This is a genomic window from Shewanella sp. AS16 (genome assembly GCF_021412365.1).
In the GTDB taxonomy this organism is placed as follows: Bacteria; Pseudomonadota; Gammaproteobacteria; order Enterobacterales; family Shewanellaceae; genus Shewanella; species Shewanella salipaludis.
On the sequence record NZ_JAKCLK010000503.1, the window covers coordinates 1 to 252 of the forward strand.

Here is a 252-nt window from a genome sequence, read left to right on the forward strand (position 1 = left end):
GCCGCTTCCATGCCCTGAAAGCACGAGGCAAGGAATACAACAAGGTTGTCACCGCGGTGGCCCGGGAACTGACGGGCTACCTTTGGGACATTGCCCGGGAATTTGAGGTGGATAAGCCGATAACGGCAGGGCAAGATCATGAACGTTTTTTTGCCTACCCTCTAAACAGTATTGACCCACGGAGTCCTCTGTGATCTTATGTCTCCTTTTTTTTGGGGCATGAGCATGAATATCGACATTATTAAGCAGCAT

At 50.0% G+C, this 252-nt stretch carries 1 protein-coding gene; it reads left to right on the top strand.

Annotation, left to right across the window (positions count from 1 at the left end; all coding sequences use genetic code 11):
* The coding region (locus LZP73_RS21280; RefSeq protein WP_234236996.1) for a hypothetical protein at positions 1–194 on the top strand (194 nt) is incomplete at its 5' end.
* Between the last annotated feature and the right edge of the window lie 58 nt (positions 195–252).